The following is a 17,040-nucleotide window of genomic DNA, read 5'->3' on the forward strand; positions in this document are numbered from 1 at the left end:
TCATACGAGACCGTCCTGACACCCGAAATCCACGATCACCCAATCCTTTTCAGCCACGTGCACACTGCGGCGTGCCGTACCGCGCACCAGTTCCACCTGCGCAGGTCGGGCGGCGTGATTGATCACCAGCGCACGCTCCCCGGGGCGGGACAGGATCTCGACGTCCGGATCGGGGCACTCCACGGCCGGGCCGACACCGGCGAGCCGGGCCAGCCGCCGGTACAGCTCCGGCCAGTCGGCCGCCGTCAGCCTTCCGTATCCGTCGATCTGAGCCTCGAACGGCGCGTTGGTGAACACCACGCGTCCTTTGCCGAGTGCTTTCGTGACCAGGGCAGGGGATCCGTCCGGATAGCGGGCGAGCACCTCGGCGTCCAGAGTGCGCAGAGTGGTGGGCACCGTCCGGACCGTCTCCCAGGACAGCGGCCACCGTGCGTCCTCCCACAGAAGGGCCGACTTACCGTCCGCGCACCGGTCGAAGTCCACGATCTCGGCGCCCACCAGATCAGGGCCGGCAAAGCCGTGGAGGTGGTCGCCCAGCGACAGGAACACGGTTGCTCCCGCCTGTGCGGCGTGTGCCAGACGTTCGATGTCGCCCAGGGTCAGACGCGTAGGCGACGGGCAGATCACCAGGCGCCGTCCCGCCGTCCCGCCCGCCACCAGGTCGAAGTCGAAGTGGGCGCGCTTCAGCAGCAGATATGCATAGAACGTCGCCACCGTGGAGCCGGGGGCGTCGAGGTAGCTGCTGCCGGTGCCCCGCACGTGCTCCGGCAGGTACACCGCCGTCGGTGCGGGAGGGGGCGGGACTGCCGGACCGAGGGCTGCGGCGAGCGCCTTCCGTACGGCATGCAGGGCAGGCTTCGGTTTCCCGTCGGCCCGGTGCAGTCCCGTCAGCCGTTCCATGGGGCGCTCCCGGTACGGCGCATGCCCTGAGGTGATGTCCTGCCAGCACCACACCAGGACCCCTGACGCACCGTTGCCGAGCGCCGATGCGACCGTGGCGCGCAGGTACGCGGCGCCTGTCGTCTCGTCTGTTCCGTAACTGGCCAGTTCGTCCACCAGCGGCACGCCGTGCGCAGCGGACGCCTTGACCAGGAAGGGAACGAGATGTGTCGCCTTGAACGACAGCGTGGACTCGATCGACCCGGGTGCCCACGAGGGGAACCCGTGGGTGCCGACGACGTCAAGGCCGGCGCTGTTGTCCGGACCGAACGGCCCGGGGGCGAAGACCGCCGAGGCGTCGTTGGCCTGCATGACCAGCACGCCCGGGGCCTCTTCCCGCAGCACCTCGGTGAGCCGGTCCTGCCAGGCCGCGACCTCTTTGTGGGTGAGTCGCCGCGCAGCGTCCGGATCGATGTTCCACAATTCGTCGCCGAGGTCGAAGGCGAGGACGTTTCCGTACCCGCCCAGCGCACCGGCGACCTGGCGGGCCAGCAGTTCCTCCGCACCGAGCAATTCCGGATCCCGCCAGATGTCACGGCCCTGCCGCCAGGGCAGATCCAGCAGCTGCCCGTTCATCCAGATGGTGAACAGCGAGATGACACAGGTAAGTTGGACCTCCTCCGCGGCGCCCACTGCCTCGCGCAGCCGGTCGATCACCGCGGAGCTGATCTCGTCGGCGCAGGGCTGTACGTCTCGCCAGTACAGGAAGAGTCTGACCGTGTTGAAACCGGCATCGGAGATGCGTCGGAAGTCTTCGCGCAAGTCGGTCGGCCGCCAGTCGGTCCATATCCGGCACCCCGCGGCAGGCGCCTGGTAGGTGACACCCAGGGGTGTGAACGGCTCACCGTCACGGAGGATGCGTCCGTCGGCGACGGTGAACGCACTCACGGCCGTACTCCGTCGCCCAGGCGGCCGAGCGCCGCGGAGAGCCGGTCCACGACGTAGGCCACGTCATCCGTGGTCATACGGCTGTGCAGGGGCAGGGTCAGTAACCGGTCGGCCATCTGCTCGGTCACGGGCAGCGGACGCCGCGCGACGTCGCAGGGCCGGTCGGCGGCACGGAAGCGGGTGAAGGAGTGCACGGGCCGGTAGTGGACGGACGTCTGCACGCCGTCCGCCCGCAGCGCGGCCTGCACGCCCGCTCGATTCACCTGCTCCGGAAGAACCATGGCCATGAGGTGGTACGCGGAGTCCTCCGTTCGGCCCGCCCACGGGACGACTGCGTCCGGTAGGTGCCGGGCGAGCAGCTCGTGGTAGGCCCGGGTCAGCGCGCGGCGACACTCCCGGTCGGCCGCGAGCCGGCCGAGCTGCACTCTGCCGATGGCGGATCCCACCTCGGTCGGGCGGTAGTTGAGGCCGAGGTCGACGATGTCGTAGTCGGATCCGCCGCTGACGGCACGGTCCCACGATGTCCGGGTGATGCCGTGCGAGCGCATCGCACGGATCCGGTCGAGCACAGCAGGGTCCCGCGCCACCACCATTCCGCCCTCACCCGTGGTCATGTTCTTGGTCGCGTGAAAGCTGTAGCAGCCGATGTCCCCCACGGTCCCCAGGGCCCTACCGGCCCCGCGGACCACCGGGGAGTGCGCCGCGTCCTCGATCAGCGCAAGGCCGTTGGCCCTGGCGATGTCCCGCAGCTCTTCCAGCCGGGCCGGGTATCCTCCGTAGTGCATCGCCACCACCGCACGGGTGCGCGGTGTGATCAGGGCACGGACCTCCTCAGGGGACACGGTGGGTTCGGCGGCCGACACGACGTCGGCGAAGACCGGGACCCCGCCTTGCAGGGCCACCACCGCGGCGGACGCCACGAATGTCAGCGACGGCATGATCACTTCGTCGCCGGGACGCAGTCCGAGGGCGAGCACGGCAAGGTGCAGCGCGGCCGTTCCGCTGCTGACGGACACCGCGTGGGACACGCCCAGTGCCGAGGCGAACTCCGTCTCGAAGGCCTGGCTGACCGGGCCCGCAGTCAGCCAGCGCGAGGTGAGCACGTCCGTCACCGCCGCGACCTCCTCGGCGCCGATGGTGTTGTCGGCCAACGACACGCTGCGTGCGGCATGTTTCCCGGCGAGCGTCACAGAACCTCTCCTCTCGGTCACCCGTAACCGGCCGCGACGGCTTCGGCGACCCGGTCCCACCCCATCCCGCCGCGCGCCCGGGACCGCCCGGCCGCCCCCAGCGCCATCCGCAAGCCGTCATGGGTCAGCAGCCGGATCAGCGCGTCGGCGACGTCAGCCGGCCGCGCCTCGACCACGAGCCCGTCCACGCCGTCGCGCACCACGTTCTCCGCCCCCTCGAACCGGCCGGACAGGACGGGCTTTCCGCACCACCAGGCCTCGGCGAAGACGAGGGGAAAGACATCCAGCGTGGAGGGCAGTGCCAGCACGTCACACGCCGCCAGGGCGTCATGCTTGGCCTGATCCGTCAGCACGCCGAGATCACGTATGCGGCCGTCCTGCGCCTCCCGCAGGGACTCGCCGGCCCCGGGGTCCGCATCGGGCCCACAGAAGACGAACGTCGTGTCCGGGACGTGTCGCCAGACCAGCGGGGCCGCTGCGAGCAGGGTCCGGTATCCCTTCGTGGCGAGCTTCCGGCCGAGGAAGAGCACTATCCGCCCGGCGAGACCGTGCTCCCGTCGGAACCGTCCGCTGTCGGGCTGCCCGGTCAGGTCCGGGGCCTGCGGCAGGCCGACCACCCGGACCGGCGCGTCGCACAATGAGCGGACAGCCCGCGTCTCCGTCGCCGTCAGCGTGTACACGACGTGCGCGTCCGCGCACAGATCCGCTCCCAGGCCACGATCCGGCCATGCCCCGGGCGCCGAGGCGGGGGTGAGGGCCAACCGCGCGTCGAAGCGCCGGGCAAGGGCCCGCCCGATCGCCGCGTGGGCGGGCATGGCCAGGTCGTACACGTGGACGATGTCCGGACGGAACCCGAGGCCGTCATGAGGCAGCTCCGCCACGGAGCTGTACACGGGCCACGGTGTGTCCATCAGATCGGATGGACGCTCAGCGTCCGTGAGGACGGCCACGCGCAGGCCGCGCCTGGCGAGGTGCGCCGTGGTACGCCAGCCCATGCGCTCGGCGCCCGACAGGGCGCCGGGGCCCAGGCCTCCGAAGACGGTCAGCACGCTCGGTGCAGCCGTGGCCACCTCCGGTGTCATGGCGTCCGCTCCAGACCGGTCGGCAATCCCCGCTGCCGGTACCAGCGCAGCACCTCGCGGAGCCCCGTGTCGAGGTCGGTGACCGGCAGGGACGGCAGCAGCGTCCGCAGCGTCCGCAGGTCCGGTAGGCGCCGTGCGGGCGAGGCCGAGGGCGGGGGCATGGCGGACACGGTGCGCCGGGCCTTCGTCATGTCCATGAGCCTGTGCGCGAGCTGGAACATGGTGATCTCTTCCCGATCGTTGCCGATGTTCGCCACGACCGGCTCCTGCGACGGAAGGGCGGTTAGGCGCACGGTCGCCTCAACCGCATCGTCGACATAGCAGAAGGCCCTGCGCTGATCGCCGCCGTACACCGGGAACGGGTCCACCCCGGACCCGAGCCTCTCGATGAACTGGGGGATGACGTGCGCGCTGCCCATCCGGGGGCCGAAGACGTTGTAGTAGCGGCCGATCCGCACCCGGAAACGGTCGGCCCGGGCATGCAGCATGGCCTCCGAGACCGCCTTGCTCAGTGCGTAGGAGGCCCGCGGATGATGGACGCGAGCCAGTGCGAACGGGGCGTCCTCCGCCGTGGGCAGGCCGGCCAGGCCCAGCTGCGCGGCTCCGTCGCCTACTTCGCTCGTGGAGCTGAGGAAGACGGCGGCCGGCGGGTTCCGGTCGCAGTAGTCCAGCACATGGACGGTGGCCTGGACGTTGGTGCGCAGGACACCCGCCGGATCGTCCAGGGCCCGCCGCACGCCGACGACCGCCGCGAGATGGTAGACGACGTCGAAGTCGCCGGGCAGCGAGCCGTCAGTGATGGGCTGGGACAGGTCGTGGCGGACCAGACGCGCCGCACGGGACAGCCCTGCCAGCTCCTCGTCCATGACGCCCCGCGAGAAGTCGTCCAGCAGGGTGACGTCGCAGCCGTCGGAGACCAGTCGCCGCCCCAGATGGGCCCCGATGAACCCGGCGCCGCCGGTGATCAGCACTCGGTCAGCCATGGCCCAGCCCGATGTACGTGAGGCCCTTCGCCCCGGACAGTTCGGCATGCAGGTTCCCCCACATGTCGAAGACCACCGGTGACGGGGACATCAGCGAGAGCAGACGCTCCGCGTTCAGTGCGCCGTATTCCGGATGGTCGGTGAGCAGGATGAGCGCGTGCGCGTCGCGCAACCCCTCGTCCAGTCCGGTCGGGAGGAAACCGAGCCGGTCGATGCTCTCCGGATCCACCTCGAAGTCGTGACCACGCAGGACTCCCACCTGGTCGCGCAGTGCCTCGGCGACGGGACCGGACGCCGCACCCCGTACGTCGTCCGTCGCGGGGCGGCCCTTGTACGCGATGCCCGCCACCAGAACGGCGGCCCGGCCCGGGTCATGGCCGGCGGCCTCCAGCGCCTGCGTGACGCGCTCGACGGCATAGCCCGGAAGACTCTCGTTGACCGTTCTGGCCGCCGCGACCATGGGCAGGTGATGACCGCTCTGGCGGGCAGCGTGGAGAAGGAGGTACGGATCCTTGGTCAGGCAGCTGCCGCCGACGAATCCGGGACGGGATAGATCCGGCCGGGGATACCTCAGATTGGCGCTCTCGATCAGCTCGTGGGCGTCCAGGCCGAGCCGGTCGGCCAGCAATGCCACCTCGTTGCCGAATCCGTAGATCAGGTCGGTGTGCGCGTTGCAGATCAGCTTGATCATTTCACCGGCTTCGAGCGACGACACCGTGACCCGGTCGGCCGCCAGGGGGGCCAGGAGCTGCCCCGCCCGCTGTGCGGACCGCCCGTCGAGGCCTGCCACGATCTGCGGAAGTGACGCCAGCTCATGCAGGGCCTGGCCCTGGATGATGCGCTCGGGGCAGAACGCCAGCAGCGGAGATGCGACGGCCGAGCGCAGGATCGGCAGGACGGTGCCCCGGCAGGTGCCGACGGAGACCGTGCTGCGCACCACGACGAGGGTCGTGTCCGCCATGTGCTGCGCGACATGCTCCGCGGCCGACTTCAGCTGCGTCATGTCCGGCTCCGCCGAGCCTGAGTGCACAGGCGTGCCGACACATATCACCACCGCGTCGGGCGGTGTCTCCGGCAGTGCCTCGGCGGTGGTGAGCGCACCGGACGGAAGCGACCTCAGCAAGGAGTCGAGACCGGGTTCGCGGAAGGGAGCCGAGCCTTTGTCGACGGCTGCGCGCACCGCGGGATTGGTGTCCACGCCGACGACCCGGTAGTGGGCTGCCAGGGATGCCGCGAGCGGCAGGCCGACATAGCCGAGGCCTACGACCGCGATGTAGCCGTCGGACCGATTCTGTTCACTGACCATGGTCGTACGCCGTTTCTGCCAGGACGCTCTGCAGCAGAGCGGGAAGGTCGACTTTGCCGAGGGACGTCCTGGGCAGCTGGTCCAGGAAGTGCAGGTGGCTGGGCATCTCGTGCGGGGCCAGGCCGCCCCGGAGGAACGAGGCGATGCCGATCGCGTCGATCGCGTCCGGGTCCTCGACCACGACGGCCAGGTGCACCTCCTCCTCGTTGCCCCGAGCCCTGCCGAAGGCCTTGGCCGCGCGGACCAGGGGGTGGTCCTCGGCACGCCCCTCGACCCGCCGGGGATTGACCTTGCGACCGCCCACGTTGATGAAGGCGGACTTGCGGGCGGTTATACGGAGCCGTCCGGCGGTGTCGACGACGGCGAGGTCGCCCGTGTCGAAGTAGCCGTCCGGGCCCGGCTCGGTGCCCGGCGGACCGTGGTAGCCGACGAGCATCGTCTCCGTGCGGACCATGAGCCGGCAGCCTTCCTCCTCGGCGGCGCCCAGGCGCCAGGTGACGCCCGGCGCGGCGGTGCCCACGCTGCCGGGGGCAGCGGGTTCCCCGGGACGCTGGCATGCGATCAGCCCGGTCTCCGTACTGCCGTAGACCTGAGACACCGGCACACCCAGGACGGCCTCCGCCGCCTGCGCCGTACGCGGCGCCAGCGGCCCTCCGGAGGACAGGGCGACGCGCAGTTCCGGGGCCGCCAGCCCCTCTGCCGCGCTGGCGGTGAGAAGGTCGTAGAGCAACGGGGTGCCGAGGAGGACGGACGCGCCGGAGGCGAGGGCGGCGTGCACGGTACGCAGCCTGAACACCGGTGAGGTGAGCAGTACCGCCCCCGACAGGAGCGCGCAGGTGAGCCCGCCCACCAGACCGAAGGAGTGGGCGAAGGGAAGTGGCAGCAGGATCTTGTCGCGGTCCGTGACGCCGTACAGGTCGCGGTAGAGCCCGGCTCCGTGCAGGACGGCGGAGAGGCGGTGCCGGACGACACGCTGTGGGCCGGTGGATCCGGAGGTGACCTGGAGCAGGGGCGTCTCGTCGGCAGTTAGGCCCGGGGGCGGTTCGTCGGGCGGTGTTTGCACGAGGCCGGCCAAAGGCTCGGTCAGTTCCTGATGGGTGAGCCCGGGCGTCACGCCGGGCGTGCCGACCGGAGCGATCACCTGGCCGACAGTCGGGCCGAGGCCCGCGCGTTCCACGCAGAGCACCTCCTGAGAACAGCAGAGCAGGCCGGCGAGGACCGCGATGCTCGCGGCAGAGTTGTCGAGAACGAGAGTGACGGGGCCGGGACCGGTACGCAGGGAGCTGACGCGGGCGGCGACGGTACAGGCCGCGGCATACAACTCCGCCCAGGTGGTGGTCCGCCAGGTCTCCCCGAAGTGCCCCTGGACGGCAGGTCGGCCGGGGGTGTCGCGGGCACGGTGACGCAGCAGGTCAAGCATCCGCCACCTCGTGCGAGGCCGCTTCGGCATCCAGCCCGGGCAGGTCACCGGGGAGGTAGCGGGCCGGGTCGACGCGAAAGGCCATGGCGGCCGCCTCGTAGCTCGCCGGGGTGCCGATGTCGTACCACGGGTCGTCAAAGGGGTGGGCGAACACGTCCTGTCCCTCGGCGATCAGCGCCGCCACCAGCATCGGCATGTCGAGTTGACCGTGGTCGGGCAGGTAGGCCCGGATGACTGGATCGATGACCTGGACGCCTGCCGCGACATCGACGGGGATGCGGGGCTTCTCCTGTATGCCACGCACCCGACCGTCCGCGGTGTCCAGCACGCCGAAGTCGACCGGCACGTGGAATCGATGCGTGGCCAAGGTCATCAGGCCGCCGTTCCGCCGGTGGGCTGCCATGACGGAGGCGAAGTCGAGGGACGTCAGCACGTCCCCGTTGAGCACCAGGGCGGGGGCCTCCCACTCGCGTACCAGTAGGAGCGGAGCGGCGGTACCGAGCGGGTCGCGGTCCCAGCAGTAGTCGATAAAGAGGCCGAGCCGTCCGCCGTCGCCGAACTCCTGGCGGATCATGTCCCCCCGGTAGGAGACACACAGGGTCACTCGGGAGAAACCGCAGGCGCGCAGCCTCCGTAGGGTGATCTCCAGGATGGAGAAATGCCCCAGCCGCAACAGGGGCTTCGGCATCTGGGCTGTGAGTGGACCGAGCCGAGATCCACGTCCTCCGGCGAGGATGATTGCGTGCAAGGTCACATCTCCAGTAGTCGGGAGGTGCACGGGAGCGGAAAGTCGTCTCGCCGGAAAAATCATCGTCACCCACGAAGCCGTAGGGAAGGTTCGGGCGATCGCGCGAGGGACCTGAGCGGACGGCTATGCCCGAACGTGGTCGTTGCCTGCCGTCCGCCGCGGCGGGCATCATGATCGCCGTGACAGTGCCGAAGGCTGACGTGGAAAAAGTCATGGAACGGCTGCGCCGCATTCCGGACAGCTACAGAGATTTCTCACAGCCGGCGGACCGAGAGAAGCGCTCTACCGGATACCCGATGACGTCCTGGAATACTTTTTTCGCAGGGGCCTGCCGCACCGGCCTGGGAAGAACGGAGAGGGCCCTGTCTTCGACGGGATGGATCTCCGGAACATCGTCCTGGGCCTCCGGATTCCCTCGCCACAGCAGAAGACCCTCAAGTCGATGTCCCGTGCGCTGACCGATGGGGACCACGACAGGGAGCTCCGGCGCACCGTCAGCATCCAGGGGAGGTGCCCGGATCCGGGGCACGACGGGCGCTGCGAGTTCGAACTCGCAGCGCAGGTGTCACGCAGCGCTGTTGTGACAGACGTACGGGCCCTCGGAGACCGTCACTTCGAAGTGGACGTCACTCTGCGGGGCAGCGCCGCCTGGCACCTCTCACTGTCCGCCGCGCACCGGCAGTTGATGGACGAGATCACCCGGATCGAGTTCTTCCACGTGCCGATCGCGACCTGCACACGGATCTGGCGTTCCTCGCCGACTCGGGCTCGCGGACTGCCGGCTGGCGGCCGAGTTCCTCGCCACCCGGGGCAAGGAGCTGGGGATCGAGGTTCGGTGCGCATCCGGCCTCTTCCTGTCGAGGCCCTTCTCTAACCGCCACTTCTGGATCGAGTTCCTGATGGATGGTGAATGGGTGCCGGCCGACCCGTTCTTCCTCACCGTCCTGGCACGCTGGGGCCTGCTGGACGAGTCCGACTGGCCGCCTGACCGCGTCCCCATGGGTATCTTTTGGTCGCTTGACTTCGACTACCTCGACGAACCACTCATCACCCATAAAGGAGGAAGTGATTCTTCCTGCATGACAAGATGAGAGTGGCCGGGAGATGATTCAAATTCCCCGCAAGGTGAAATCCGGAGAAATCCCCCGGAATGCCGTCAAGAGGATTTCCCCATGGTGACGGCGAGGGGCGCGGAGGAACTCCGCGAACTGGTGGGACGCCACCTGGGGTACAGCCGCTGGACGCTGATCACGCAAGAAAAAGTGACAGGGTTCGCCGATCTCACCGGTGACGCCCAGTGGATCCACGTCGATCCGCAGCGCGCCGCGGAGAGCACGTTCGGGGGCACCGTCGCCCACGGTCATTTGGTCCTCTCGCTCGCCCCGATGTTGCTGGCCGACATCTGGGAGGTGCAAGGATTTTCAATGAGCGTCAACTACGGCTGTGACCGGGTGCGTTTTCTCGGTCCGGTCAGAGTGGGCGCCGAGCTGCGTGCCGGTGCCGCCCTGGAAACGCTGGAACCCGTGCGGGGCGGAGTGGAGACGAAGCTCAAGGTGGTCTTCGAGGTGAGGGAACGACGTGTCCCCGTATGTGTGGCACGGCTCGTCTTGCGGAACTACGTGTGAGGCCCTCCGTTGAACGCGACAGGGAGAACCCGGTGAACGACTCGTGGAATCGCCTCCATGATGCCGCCCGGCACGACGACCCGTACCAGGCCCTGGTCGCACTCCACCAGAGCACGGGTGGTGAGGTGCTGCGCTGCGGGCCGGGCGGCCACTCGATCGCGCCAGAGGAGATCGTTCACCGCGCCACTCGGGTGCGAGTCGGCGGCTCGGACGTCGACCGGGTGACACGGACCGAAGATGTGTGCACACCTGCCCGGTTGACGCGGTTCGGCCTGGTCGCTCTGCGCCATGCGGGCGTCTGCGCGAGCGAGGCGGACACGGACTGGACAACGGGCCTGGCGTGGCTGAGGGCCGGGCTGTCGGAGCGTCTCCTGAGCGCTTGTACGACGTCACTCGATTCTCGGTGGTCCGGCGGGTCCAAGCTGCTCCACCAGCAGCTGGTGAAAGGCGCGCTCGCCGATGTGGCGGCCGAGCTCACCGAGATCCGGACGCTGCTGGCCGGCACCGCTCCCGACCGGGCCGTGCTCGCCCTGGTGCACCGACAGCTCACGGGCGTCGACCGGGCGCAGTTGCGGCTGCTCGGCGCGAACGGCTTCGCGGCCGACGGACCCGGCCGGTGGACGTACGTGTCCGAACTGCTCGGGGACGTCTACGCCGGGCAGACGACCGAGGAAACGGGAGCCGCGACGTGATCGAGTTGGAAGGCCGGCTGTCCGCGCTGCGCGACCACGCCCGCGCATGGGCCGACTCCCTGCGGGACCATGCGCTGGAGGCGGACCGGCATCCCGATTCCCTGGACCGGTATCTGGACCTCCCGGCCTTTTCCCGGTTGGCCTCCCTGCAGATCCCTCCCGAGTACAACGACGACCCCCTTGAAGCAGGCGGCCACCGTTTCTACCTGATGGACCCGCTGGAAAGGGTGGTGTGCTTCGAGGAACTGGCCCGGGGGGACCTCGGCATGCTCCTCGGGGCCCCTGGTGCGCCCATGGCCGGGGTGCTCGTCGCCGAACTCGGTGACGACGCACAGAAGGAATGGTTCTTCGAGTATGTACGCAAGCGCCCCGTCTGGACCTTCTTCGGCCTCACCGAACCGGCAGGCGGTTCCGCCGCGTTGGACCTGAAGACGACCCTGACCGCACGGCCCGACGGCGCGGGCTGGCTGCTGGAAGGAGCAAAACGCCACGTGGGCAACGCGACCAGGGCCGACGTGGGTGTGATCTTCGCCCGGACCGGAACGGGGCCGCTTTCGGTACGGGCGGTTCTGGTGGAGACCCGGTCGCCAGGGTTCACGGCCACCCCGGTGGACACCCTCGGATTGCGGGCTGCCCGGCTTGGCGAGATCACTCTGGACTCCGTGGAAGTGCCCGCCGAGCGCTTGCTCGGCAGGCACCTCACGTCCACCCGGCGCGGCATGTGGGGCTGGTTGCGCACGTTCAACTTGCTGCGTCCGACCGTGGCGGCCATGGGGATCGGCGTAGCTCAGGCCGCGTACGACTACGTGCTGACGGGCCGGCGGGTTCTGCGTCAGGACGAACGGATCCGGCTGGCCGGCATGGGGCAGCGGATCGAGGCCGTGCGGCAGCTGACCCGGCGTGCGGCGATGGCCGTGGCCGCCGATCCCTCGGACGGATACCTCGCCTCCGCGGCCAAGATGCGTGCGGCCCGCGTCGCCGAGGAAGTGACCATGAGCGCGCCGGAATTCTTCGGTCCCGGCGCCCTCCTGGAACATCCGCTGCTGGAGAAGTGGGCCCGCGATGCGAGGGGCATCGAGTACATGGAGGGCACCACCAACGTCCAGCGGCTCAACGTCTTCGCGGGACTCGGCCGAGGCAAGCTCGGGATCGACTGAGCCTGGCTGCTCAACCCGAGGGTCAGCACACGAGTCGGCCTCATCGGCGGCAGGCCGGACAGCGGAGTCCCGGCCCCTGGAGGTTGATCTCCGATCCGGTTCGCCGTGGGTCGGTGCGGCCGGCTCGTCGACGACGGCGAGCCGAGCCGGTCCTGCTCCGCCCGGCGGCGGACCAGGACCACACGGAACTTCCGTTGTGCCCGGTGCTACACGAGACCGATCTGGATCGCGGTGACCACCGCGGCTGTGCGGTTCGGCGATCCGGTCTTCAGGAGGATGGACCCCACCAACCGCTTCGCACCATGGGTGGAGATGCTCAGCCTTCGGGCAATCTGTTTGTTGCTCATGCCGTCGGCGAGCAGGGAGAGGGTTTCCCTCTCTCTGGAGGTTAATCGCACAGCTCGATTGTGTTTCAGGTAGACGGGGGCCTGCTTGCTCGCCAGGAGTTGACGGGCCAGCGAGGTGGGGAGCGGCAGATCGCCCAGGGAGACGCGGCAGAGCGCGTCATCAAGTGTCTCGACCGACATATCCATCAGCGAAAGAAATCCGTTGACCGGAAGCCTGGCCAGATCCTCTGCGTGATACTCGTGAATGTTGTCGCCGAGGACCAGCACGAGTGGCAAGGGTTCGACGTCCAGCGCCTCGACGTCCTCAAGAAGATGCCATTCTTCGAGGGCAACGATGAGGATGTCCCATTTTCTGGACCAGGGCCATGTCTGCGGCAGCCGGGAATCCCAGAAAAGTATGGAGTCGACTCTGTCGAGGCGCTGCAACAGGGATTCCATACCCGCAGCGACCACTTTGTTCCCGATGATGAGCCCTACGTTCAGATGGTAGGACCGGCCTTCTGTAATCTCGTTCATTGCACCCGAAACCTTTCCAGACAACCAGCGCGCGTAAACATTACGACACGGCCCTCCTCCGCCCCCGTTTGTCCAGCGATTTAACAGAGTTCCGGTCGGTTTCTATGCGGGCATCGCGAAAAACTTCACCCGACTCTGTCGGCCATAGGTATTTCGCATAGATGGGTATCGGTAGCCGCGGGGCACAACGGCAATGGCAGTCGTGCGACACGCCCGCAAGAAAATGCGAGGTGCGTCCAGTAGGGCCGCGATCATCATGGCTCGAGTACTGCAGACATCGTATGCAGCGGAGAGTTGCCGACACACAAGGTCTTACGGGTGGCACTCGAACCGCGGCCTCAGCGTGGTGAGCGTCTGCGACTGGCGACGATCGACGTTTGCAGAGCCCAAGTCGTCGACCGTCGGGCGTCATCGCGAGATCAGCACCCTGCCTGCAGAACGCCGGGAAGTCAGTCTGGCGGTCAGCGTTCCCGTCGGCTGCGCATGGCCGATCTTTCCCATTGGTCAAGAACGAACGCCGGCGGGATACCGCGGAAAGCTGCCACATTCTTCGGGTGGCCCTACGATCCGACGGCTGACGCCCCGCTGCCGCAGTTGGGGCAACTGCGGCTCGTCCAACCACATTCACTTTCTCCCCCGAGATAGTGCATGATCTTCTAGACGGTCATCCTACCCTCAGTGATCATTTCCGCACTTAGCGTGGTACCCCCGTCGCGCTTTTTCCTCGATCGAGGGCTGGAGCAGAGCGCCTGTTCCGAAAGTTTCGAGGAACCGGCGCCCCTGCCACCTGGTTGTTCGCTTATTATGAAGCTATCCGCAGGTGCCACATGCGTCAATACGCGGGTTCAAACTCCGGTTACTTCCGAACCTCCTTCCACACGCGAAATCGCCGAGGCGGTGTAGAGACCACCCTTGCTCGTGGCGAACAACCGGCCGTCGTCGGCCAGGCCGTACTTGTCGATGTGCTCCCGCAGGATCGCGACCAAAGCCGGAGGGATCGGCACGGCTCGCGTGTCCTTATCGGCCCGATGCTTCAGGCCGCGCTCGTCGTGCGCTTCCCCGGAGTCGGTGTATCGCTTGTTGGTCGCAGGCCACGTCTTTTCCTGGGTCAGCAGGCCCCATCCTCGTCCGGCGGGTGGCAGTTCGCGCGCTTCAGTCCCGCTGCCTCTTCGGGGCGCAGCGCGGCGTAGTACATGCAGGCGTGCAGGGCCCGCGTCCGAGCGCCACGCGTGCGACCGGCCCGAGGGGCAGCGTCGAGTGGCTTCTGAGCCTGGTTGATCACGGTACGGGGGTCGACCTCTTCCACCGTGCCCGGAGCAGTCCACTTGACCCCGACCTCTGCGAGCGTCAGCGAACTCATCGGGGCCAGTCGGCGCCGAGCAGCACGTTGTCCGGTTCGAGGTCCCGGTGCACGACGCCCGACTCGTGCACGGCGGTCGGCGCGGTGGCGATCGCCGCGGCCAGCCTGTGCTGGTCGTCCCCGGCGAACCTGCGTCCCCGGTCGATCGCCTGGCGCAGGCTCGGCCCCGGCACGTACTCGCCGGCGATGTACGGCCTGCCGCCCGACAGGTCGCAGGCCGGCCCCGCGCACAAAGTTCCGGTGGCCTGCTAATAAGCGGCGTGCCCGGGGAGGTCAAGCATTTGGGCCGGCCTATTCTGGCATTTTCATCTTGCCCGGCAACACGAACGTGTCCACCAGAGCGGCTACCAGGACGAGTACTCCCTCACGGCTTGATCGCGCCAGTCACTGGGGAAGAGCTACACCCTTCCGACTCTGTTGCCGTTGTTCATGGACGTGGCCGCGGCCGAGCGGCTGGCACCAGCCGAACGGTGCCTGGACGACTGCATGACTCTGCTGCACGCCTACGCCCAGTTCGCCATCCCGGCGCAGGTACGGACGACGGAACTTGTCGTCACCAACACCGCGAACAAGTCCAGCGTCACCCACGGCAACCTGATTCCGCGATGGGAAGACAACATGATCCACGGGCACACCGTGGTGTGGCTGCCGACTCTGAGACACCTGGTCGACGTCACTGCCGAGCAGTTCAGCGAGATCGCCGTCCTGGATGAGGGACCAGTCATCGCCGGCGACACCGGTGCACATTATAAGGACGGCGCGCCGGAACGTATCGTGGTCAAGCGTGGCAACCTGCGGCTGACCTACACGCTGGCACCGGCGCAAACAACCGCCGTCCTACTGGATCACCCGGTTCCACGCGCTGGCGCGGCGAGCTACCGCCGCCGCGGTGTCAACGTAGCTTCAGCGGTAGTGAGCATCCTGGTCAGTTCTCTGCCGGAGGAACGCGTCCAGCTGATCCCGCACAAGCGGGTTGCTGCCTTGGTCGAGGCCGTACGCGACCTGCCAGAACATGAGACGCTCAAGAGGGGGTCTGTCCAGCCAACGGCTCTGTCTCACATTCGGTGGTGACGGTACGTCTTGATGCGTCACGGTGAGCCATGCGTGATGTCAATGAGCTCGTAAGTATGGTGTTTTCGGGCTTATCGCCTCTGGTCGTGGAGGACGTGGCGGACCAGGGCGAGTGGATCCGGGTGCGGGCGCGAACCCCGGGCGGATCGGTCACCTGTCTGGTCTGCGGAGCCGAAACAGCGCGTGTGCACGGCTATCACGAGCGGAGCGTGGCTGATGTTCCGGTCGACGCCCGCCGCGTGCTCGTCGTGGTGCGAATCCGCCGCTTGATCTGCCCGACGCGCGGCTGCCGACAGACCTTTCGTGAGCAGCTGCCTGGAGTGCTGGAGCGATATCAGCGGCGCACGGCCCGCCTGACCAGGCAGATCAAGACCGTGGTCAGGGAGTTGGCAGGCCGGGCCGGGGCGCGTTTGCTGGCGGGCCTTGCGGTGGGCCTGTCTCGCCACACGGCCCTGCGCACGCTGCTGCGCATCCCGCTGCCCACAGGGCGGACGCCCCGAGTGATCGGCGTGGACGACTTCGCTCTGCGCCGGCGGCACCGCTATGCCACCGTGGTGATCGACGCCGAGACCCATGAGCGGGTCGACGTGCTGCCCGACCGCACGGCCGACACTCTGGAGGCCTGGCTGCGCGGGCATCCGGGCATCGAGGTCGTGTGCCGTGACGGCTCGGCAACCTACGCCGAGGCCATCCGCCGTGCCCTGCCCGACGCGGTGCAGGTCGCTGACCGCTGGCATGTGTGGCACAACCTGTGCCAAGCCGCCCTGAGCGAGGTGAAGGCACACAGCATCTGCTGGGCCACTGCACTGGACGCACCGATCTACGACGGGCCGCGTGCGCAGACCACCCTTGAGCGCTGGCACCAGGTCCACGGCCTGCTCGACCAAGGCGTGGGCCTGCTCGAATGTGCACGACGCCTGCAACTGGCCCTGAACACCGTCAAACGCTATGCGCGAGCCGACCGGCCCGAGCGGATGCTCCGCGTCCCCAAATACCGTGCCGGCCTCGTCGATCCCTACCGCGAGCACCTGCGCAAACGCCGCGCCGAGGACCCCGCCGTCCCCATCAGGCACCTCTTCGACGAGATCAAAGCCCTCGGCTTCACCGGCTGCCTCAATCTCCTGCACAAGTACATCAACCAAGGCCGCGCGGACGCCGACCGCAGCCACATCTCACCGCGCCGGCTCGCCCGGATGATCCTCACCAGGCCCGACAACCTCAAGACCGAGCACCACGACCTTCTCGCCAAGCTCACCGCAACTTGCCCTGAGATGACCCAACTGGTCGCCGGCATCAGGAACTTCGCTCAGCTCCTGACACCTTGCGCAGGAAACGCCGACGCGCTCTCACGCTGGATCGTCCAAGTCCGCGCAACCGACCTGCCCCACCTCCACGCTTTCACCCGTGGCCTAGAACGGGACCGCGATGCCGTGAACGCCGCGCTCACCCTCCCGTACAGCAACGGCCCCACCGAAGGCGTCAACACCAAGACCAAGCGCATCGCACGCCAAATGCACGGACGAGCAGGCTTCACCCTCCTACGCCACCGCATCCTCCTCGGATAGCAGCACGTTACGTCACCACCGAAAGTGAGACAGGGCCGTTAAATTGACACACCCGAGGGTCTGTCCAGCCAACGGTGTAACTCGGTTGTTGGTTATCGGGTGGTCGGGGTGAGGCGGTCTTCGAAGGTGATGGCGAAGGCGTTGAGGGCGG

General features: G+C 68.1%; 15 protein-coding genes and 1 pseudogene. 6 read left to right on the top strand and 10 right to left on the bottom strand.

Annotated features, from left to right (window positions below; translation table 11 throughout):
- Genes ABZU32_RS06450 through ABZU32_RS06480 form a run of 7 tightly spaced genes read right to left on the bottom strand, consistent with a single transcriptional unit; the run spans position 1 to position 8,619 of the window.
- A complete protein-coding gene (locus ABZU32_RS06450; RefSeq protein WP_354917973.1) occupies positions 1–1,827 on the bottom strand; it encodes a cellulase family glycosylhydrolase in 1,827 nt (608 codons plus the stop codon).
- Positions 1,824–3,017, bottom strand: a complete 1,194-nt coding sequence (locus ABZU32_RS06455) for a DegT/DnrJ/EryC1/StrS family aminotransferase (protein WP_354917976.1) — start codon at positions 3,015–3,017, stop codon at positions 1,824–1,826. Before ABZU32_RS06455 ends, ABZU32_RS06450 begins: the two co-directional genes overlap by 4 nt.
- A 17-nt stretch (positions 3,018–3,034) precedes the next feature.
- Entirely contained in the window at positions 3,035–4,099 is a 1,065-nt protein-coding gene (locus ABZU32_RS06460; protein ID WP_354917979.1) for a glycosyltransferase family 4 protein, read from the bottom strand.
- A complete protein-coding gene (locus ABZU32_RS06465) occupies positions 4,096–5,082 on the bottom strand; it encodes an NAD-dependent epimerase/dehydratase family protein (protein ID WP_354917982.1) in 987 nt (328 codons plus the stop codon). The genes ABZU32_RS06460 and ABZU32_RS06465 overlap by 4 nt, the downstream gene beginning before the upstream one ends.
- On the bottom strand, positions 5,075–6,388 hold the full coding sequence (locus ABZU32_RS06470) for a nucleotide sugar dehydrogenase (protein ID WP_354917985.1): 1,314 nt from the start codon (positions 6,386–6,388) through the stop codon (positions 5,075–5,077). The genes ABZU32_RS06465 and ABZU32_RS06470 overlap by 8 nt, the downstream gene beginning before the upstream one ends.
- Positions 6,378–7,808, bottom strand: coding sequence for a class I adenylate-forming enzyme family protein (locus ABZU32_RS06475; protein WP_354917988.1), 1,431 nt, complete (start codon positions 7,806–7,808; stop codon positions 6,378–6,380). Before ABZU32_RS06475 ends, ABZU32_RS06470 begins: the two co-directional genes overlap by 11 nt.
- Positions 7,801–8,619 carry a sugar phosphate nucleotidyltransferase gene (locus ABZU32_RS06480; protein WP_354917991.1) on the bottom strand — a complete coding sequence of 273 codons (819 nt, stop codon included), beginning with the start codon at positions 8,617–8,619 and terminating at the stop codon, positions 7,801–7,803. The genes ABZU32_RS06475 and ABZU32_RS06480 overlap by 8 nt, the downstream gene beginning before the upstream one ends.
- 713 nt (positions 8,620–9,332) lie before the next feature.
- Between ABZU32_RS06480 and ABZU32_RS06485 the strand changes: the two are divergent.
- From ABZU32_RS06485 to ABZU32_RS06500, 4 genes and pseudogenes are all read left to right on the top strand, one after another.
- A pseudogene (locus ABZU32_RS06485) lies at positions 9,333–9,647 on the top strand (transglutaminase domain-containing protein); the annotation flags it as partial.
- Positions 9,648–9,728: 81 nt separating this feature from the next.
- Positions 9,729–10,181 (top strand): MaoC family dehydratase, encoded by a 453-nt coding sequence (locus ABZU32_RS06490; protein WP_354917993.1) that lies wholly within the window; start codon positions 9,729–9,731, stop codon positions 10,179–10,181.
- A 32-nt stretch (positions 10,182–10,213) separates the two neighbouring features.
- Positions 10,214–10,873, top strand: coding sequence for a hypothetical protein (locus ABZU32_RS06495; RefSeq protein WP_354917996.1), 660 nt, complete (start codon positions 10,214–10,216; stop codon positions 10,871–10,873).
- Positions 10,870–12,030: an acyl-CoA dehydrogenase family protein gene (locus tag ABZU32_RS06500; RefSeq protein WP_354917998.1), complete on the top strand. Its 1,161-nt coding sequence runs from the start codon at positions 10,870–10,872 to the stop codon at positions 12,028–12,030. Before ABZU32_RS06495 ends, ABZU32_RS06500 begins: the two co-directional genes overlap by 4 nt.
- 206 nt (positions 12,031–12,236) lie before the next feature.
- Here ABZU32_RS06500 and ABZU32_RS06505 read toward each other — a convergent pair whose 3' ends face one another.
- The 3 genes from ABZU32_RS06505 to ABZU32_RS06515 form a co-directional block, all read right to left on the bottom strand.
- A complete protein-coding gene (locus ABZU32_RS06505) occupies positions 12,237–12,893 on the bottom strand; it encodes a response regulator transcription factor (protein ID WP_354918001.1) in 657 nt (218 codons plus the stop codon).
- A gap of 845 nt (positions 12,894–13,738) precedes the next feature.
- Positions 13,739–13,897 (bottom strand): hypothetical protein, encoded by a 159-nt coding sequence (locus ABZU32_RS06510; protein WP_354918004.1) that lies wholly within the window; start codon positions 13,895–13,897, stop codon positions 13,739–13,741.
- Positions 13,898–14,249: 352 nt separating this feature from the next.
- The gene (locus ABZU32_RS06515) at positions 14,250–14,486 is read right to left on the bottom strand and encodes a protein kinase (RefSeq protein ID WP_354918007.1); all 237 of its coding nucleotides are present in this window, start codon (positions 14,484–14,486) and stop codon (positions 14,250–14,252) included.
- A gap of 190 nt (positions 14,487–14,676) precedes the next feature.
- Between ABZU32_RS06515 and ABZU32_RS06520 the strand changes: the two genes are divergently transcribed.
- The gene (locus ABZU32_RS06520) at positions 14,677–15,324 is read left to right on the top strand and encodes a hypothetical protein (RefSeq protein ID WP_354918010.1); all 648 of its coding nucleotides are present in this window, start codon (positions 14,677–14,679) and stop codon (positions 15,322–15,324) included.
- Positions 15,325–15,353: 29 nt separating this feature from the next.
- Entirely contained in the window at positions 15,354–16,889 is a 1,536-nt protein-coding gene (locus ABZU32_RS06525) for an ISL3 family transposase (protein ID WP_354918012.1), read from the top strand.
- Positions 16,890–17,040 lie beyond the last annotated feature (151 nt).

Origin of the sequence: Sphaerisporangium sp. NPDC005288, from assembly GCF_040607475.1 — a bacterium.
GTDB lineage: Bacteria > Actinomycetota > Actinomycetes > Streptosporangiales > Streptosporangiaceae > Sphaerisporangium > Sphaerisporangium rhizosphaerae.